This window comes from Actinoalloteichus spitiensis RMV-1378, assembly GCF_000239155.1.
In the GTDB taxonomy this organism is placed as follows: domain Bacteria; phylum Actinomycetota; class Actinomycetes; order Mycobacteriales; family Pseudonocardiaceae; genus Actinoalloteichus_B; species Actinoalloteichus_B spitiensis.
Window position 1 is genome coordinate 1 of the sequence record NZ_AGVX02000217.1, and the last position, 4,682, is coordinate 4,682.

Annotated in this window: 4 protein-coding genes; all 4 read right to left on the reverse strand. The window is 74.9% G+C overall.

The window, feature by feature from the left end:
- Positions 1-148: 148 nt before the first annotated feature.
- The 4 genes from ACTIDRAF_RS0211105 to ACTIDRAF_RS28325 are packed head-to-tail and all read right to left on the reverse strand — an operon-like array spanning position 149 to position 4,593.
- Positions 149-1,111, reverse strand: coding sequence for an aldo/keto reductase (locus ACTIDRAF_RS0211105; RefSeq protein ID WP_016698811.1), 963 nt, complete (start codon positions 1,109-1,111; stop codon positions 149-151).
- A gap of 7 nt (positions 1,112-1,118) precedes the next feature.
- Positions 1,119-2,318 (reverse strand): glycosyltransferase family 4 protein, encoded by a 1,200-nt coding sequence (locus ACTIDRAF_RS0211110; protein WP_016698812.1) that lies wholly within the window; start codon positions 2,316-2,318, stop codon positions 1,119-1,121.
- Positions 2,315-3,511 (reverse strand): lysylphosphatidylglycerol synthase domain-containing protein, encoded by a 1,197-nt coding sequence (locus ACTIDRAF_RS31940; protein ID WP_016698814.1) that lies wholly within the window; start codon positions 3,509-3,511, stop codon positions 2,315-2,317. Before ACTIDRAF_RS31940 ends, ACTIDRAF_RS0211110 begins: the two co-directional genes overlap by 4 nt.
- Positions 3,508-4,593: an endonuclease/exonuclease/phosphatase family protein gene (locus ACTIDRAF_RS28325; RefSeq protein ID WP_016698815.1), complete on the reverse strand. Its 1,086-nt coding sequence runs from the start codon at positions 4,591-4,593 to the stop codon at positions 3,508-3,510. The genes ACTIDRAF_RS31940 and ACTIDRAF_RS28325 overlap by 4 nt, the downstream gene beginning before the upstream one ends.
- Between the last annotated feature and the right edge of the window lie 89 nt (positions 4,594-4,682).

Below are 4,682 nucleotides of genomic sequence, written 5' to 3' on the forward strand. Positions count from 1 at the left end.
CCGAGGGGAACCCACCCCGCCCCGCCCGGGGCGACCGCTCCGCCAGCGGGCGGAGCCGGGAGGCCGGATGCCGGTCTGGCCCGCACGGGGCCCGCCGCCGGCATCCGGCCCGGTGGACGGCACCGGCCGCCCACCCCGGCGGCGGAACTCAGGCGGCGTCCAGCGCGGCGCGGACCTCCTCGGGCAGCACGAGCTGGGCCCCGTCCACCGCCTCGTCGAGCTGCGCGGTCGAGCTCACCCCGACGATGGGGGTGACGACCGGGTCACGGGAGAGCATCCAGGCCAGGACGACCTGGTTGACGGTGGCGCCCACGGTCTCCGCCGCATCGCGGAGCACCCCGAGGCGCCGGGCGGAGGTCTCCCCCCGGTACTCGGGCGCCAGCGGGGTGTCCGGCCGGGTGTAGGCCCCCGAGAGCAGGGGGGAGTAGCCGACCAGGCTGAGGCCCTCCGCGCTGGCGTGCGCCAGGTCCTCGTCGTCGAAGGCCCGCTGCGGGCCGAAGGGGACCGACCGGTCCGGATCGAGGTAGGTGTACCGCTGCTGGAGGTGGGAGCACCGGGGCCACCCGTGCCGGTCGGCCAGCTCCAACGCGGCCACCGTCCGCTCCCGGCGGTGGTTGCTCAACCCGATCCGGGACACCTGGCCGGCGGCGACGAGTTCCGCGAAGGCACCCAGGGTCTCCTCCAGGTCGGTCGCCTCGTCCTCCACGTGCGCGTAGAAGAGATCCACCGAGTCGGTGCGCAGCCGCTCGGCGCTGCGCTCGAACTGTTCGCGGACCACCGCCGCCGACAGGCCCTCCGCCTCCTCCGGCCACGGCGCGCCGAGGGTGGCCGGCCGGGAGCCGACCTTCGTCGCCACCACCATCTCCCGGTGCGCTCCCCGGTCGGACAGCCACCGGCCGAGCACGGCCTCCGACTCGGCACCGGTGCCGCCCTCCGCCCAGAAGCAGTAGCAGTTCGCGGTGTCGAGGTGGCGGCCGCCCCGCTCGGCGAACCGGTCGAGGATCTCCCGGGAGCGTTCCTCGTCGACCCGGGTGCCGAAGTACATGGTGCCCAACCACAGCGCGGGAGCCTCGGGGCCACCGGTGGGGTTGTCGCCGCTGGTGTTCGTCACGGTGTTCTCACGACCTCGTCTCGTGTCGGTCAGTGTGCTGGACGGGCTGGGCCCGCCGGCCGTGGCCGGCGGGGGGTAGCAGGGAGCGGAACAGGTTCTCGTAGCGGTCGAGGCAACTCTCGAGCCCGAACTCCTGGCGTGCCCGGTCGCGGCCCGCCTCGCGGGTGGCCGCGTCCCAGGCGAGCGTGCCGAGGAGGGCCTCCCGCAACGCCGGGACGTCGCGGGGCGGCACGATCTCGCCCATCCCGGTCGCCAGCACCGGGAACCGGCCGCCGGGGAGGTCGGTGGTCACCGAGGGAACCCCGCACATCATCGCCTCCGCCTGCGCGATGCCGAAGGACTCCGCGACCGAGGGCAGGGCGAACACGTCCACCGAGGAGTAGAAGTCGTTGATCTCGCGGCCCCGCAGCAGCCCCAGCACGCGGATGCGGTCGTCCCGCGCCGCCGCGGCCCGGACCATCCCGATCACGCTGCCACCGGCGACGGTCTCGTAGTCCCCGCCCAGCAACAGGCGCGCGTCGGGGTCCTCGATCTCACCGAAGGCCCGCACCAGGTACTCCAGGCCCTTGTCGGGAACCATCCTGCCGAGGAAACCGATGTGCGGGCCGGTCGTCTCCCGGTACCCGGGCTCACCGCCGGACCTGTCCAGGCACGGAGCCGGGATCGCGGTGAGCCGGGCGGCGGACAGCGTCGCCCACTGCTCCGAGTGCCTCGCCTGGTCCTCGCTGTTCACCACGACCGCCGTCGAGCGGCGCAACGCGGTGCGCACCGACCGGCGCACCACTCCCGTGGCGATCCGGTTGACCAGGCCGGGCGGCAGCCACAGGTCGATGTGGTAGGTGCTGACCACCGGGACCCGGAGCCGGGGGACCAGGACCGCCGCCGACTCCAACATGGGCAGGTGCAGGTGGAGCAGCCGCGAGCGGCGCGCCACCCGTCGCACCGTGGAGGCGAAGGACGGGCTGACCGTGCCCCGTCCCACCGTGGCCACCACCGGCGTCCGGTGGACGTCCACGCCACCCAACCGCTCCCGAAGGGGGAGCGCGGGGTCGTGGCGAGCGGCGACGACGGCGACCCGCCAGCCCCGCTCGGCGAGTCCCTCGGCGACCACCCTGGCCACCTCGGTCAGCCCGCTGACGTAGGGGGCGTAGTAGTTGACCGCCACGCACAGGTCGTAGTCCACGGCCGGCGACGGAGCTGAGGTCATGAGGCATCACTTCCCGAGGAGGAGATCGAGGGGGCAGCACTGTCGGCGGAGGGAGCGGCCGCCACGGGGGACGGCGTCCGCCTCGCCCGCCGTCGGCCCGACCAGGAGCTGTGGACGAAGAGCGTGACATCCGCCAGGGCGAGGAGCAGGCGGCTGACGGTCGCCACCACCACCGCCGCCGGCACCGGGAGGCACGTGCTCAACATCAGCACCAGCACGCCCTCCCGGACCCCGAGGCCGTCCGGCACGAGGAAGGCCAGGCTGCCCGCCACCATGGCCAGGGCGAACCCGCCGACCGAGGGCAGCAGCGCGGCCACCGGGTCCGCTCCGAGGCCGACCGCGAGCACCCACACGTGCGCCCCGGTGACCAACCAGGACAGCACGCACAACCACACCGAACGGCGGAGCGGGCCCAGGGGCACCGGCGCGAGCCGGGCCCGCACCGCCGGAACGCTGGTGGCCAGTCGCGTCGCCAGTCGCAGCAGCCACGGCGTGAGCAGCAGCACCAGGACCGCGCAGCCGACGGCGCCGAACACCAGCCACCCGTCCTCCCACCGGGCCGCCGCCACCGGCAGGGCCACCCCGGCTCCGGTCGCCACCGACACGGCCAGGTAGACGCCGAAGGCGGCCGTGATCCGCGCCGCCGTGATCCCCAGCCCGGCCGCGAGCTGGGCCTGCAGCACCACCGACCACATCACTCCCGGGACGTACTTCCCGATCGCCCCGGCCGCGAACAGGCGCACCGCGTCACGTGCGGACACGGGGCCCGCCAACGCCACCAGCGGCGCGCGCCACGACAGGGCGGTCACCACGACCCCGAGCACCACGGGCACGAACGCGACGGCCAACAACCCCGGGTGGAGCGCACCGAGCGCGGCCCCCAGTTCGTCGCGTTGCTCCACGATGCCGTGCCCGACGAACACGGCGGCGGCCAGCAGGATCCCGACCGTCACCGTGGTCCGCAGCCAGCGCAGTCGGGCCAACCTGGTGACCGCGCCGACCAGCGACGCCAGCCGTGTCCTCGGCCTCCGCTCGGCTCGGTCCGGCGCACCGCCCCCGGCGGGAGGACCGCCGGGCCCAGCGCCACCCCCGGTCGCCCCGGCCGCCTCCCCGCCGAGGCGGGGTGCCGGGACGGCGTGGGCACCGCCGGGGTCGAACCCGGCCACGTCCGGGGCGTTGCCGTGGCCGCTCACCGGTCCCCTCCCACCGAGAGGCGCGCGATCTGCACGGAGTGGTCGGACAGGCCCGCCGGGTCCTCCAGGCGGTAGTCGTGGGCCACGACACCGTTGCGGACGAACATCCAGTCCAAGCGCCACAGCCGGAGGGCGGAGCGCAGGTCCCAGGACACCGGGTAGACGGAGGACCCCGCGTCCGCGGCGTCCTGACCGAGGTCCCGGACACGCCGCAGGTCACCCATGGCCGGCGTGGTGTTCAGGTCACCGCCGATCACCCCGGGGCGCTCGTCCCGGGTCGCGCTCTCCCGCAGCGCCTCGTAGGCGGCCACCCGCCGCTCGTCGCGGGAGCGCAGCGTCCGGTAGAACTCGCCGGACAACGGGCTCAACGTCGGGTCCATCTGGGCTCGCACGTGCACGTTGTAGGTGGACAGCGCCGCCCCACCCGGTGCCGCCACGTCCACCCGCAGGACGTCGCGGTGACCGACGGTGGGCACGTCGAGCACCGGAAGCCGGGACAAGGTGACGAGGTGGTCCCTGATCACGATGTCGTAGTCGGGGAAACGCTCCTCCAAGGCCGCCCGCTCGTCGATCGGGACGATGCGTCCGTCCACGAAGTCCAGGTACTCCTGGAGCAGGTAGACGTCGGCGTCGAGGCCCCGGAGGTGCCGGTAGAAGGCATCGGGGTCGTCGGTGCGGTCCCAGTACTCGGTGTTCCAGGACACCACGGTCACGGTGGGGCCGGTGGCCGCCCCGGGACCCGGCGCCAGCACCCCCAGGGTCAGACCGCTCTGCGGCACGGCCGCCAGCAGACCGACGACGGCCACCGCGAGCAACCGCCTCCCACCCCGCACCAGGGGCACCGCGAGCACGAGCGCCGCCGAGCCGACGAGGTAGGCGATCGGCGGGATCACCGAGAAGGCCAGCCACACGTGCCACCGCCCGGACACCACGAGGTTCAGCAGCACGAAGGCCGTCCAGCAGCAGGCGGCGACGCCGCACAGCGTCCGGAGGGCACGACGCGTCCGCCCGGTGGCGGGCTCGCCCGGCCCGTCGGCGCCGGGCGGCGGTGTCGGATCCCGCGTCAGCACCGCGTCAGCCACCGGTCACCCCCGCGCCCAGGGCGTGGCTCACCGGCCGCTCGCCCGCCGGCCGGTAACGCCGGCGGAAACGGCGGGGGGGCACCCACCGC

What these genes read in the sequence shown, in the direction of transcription:
- ACTIDRAF_RS0211110 (WP_016698812.1), bottom strand. Translation starts at nt 2,318, where the DNA reads ATGACCTCAGCTCCGTCGCCGGCCGTGGACTACGACCTGTGCGTGGCG.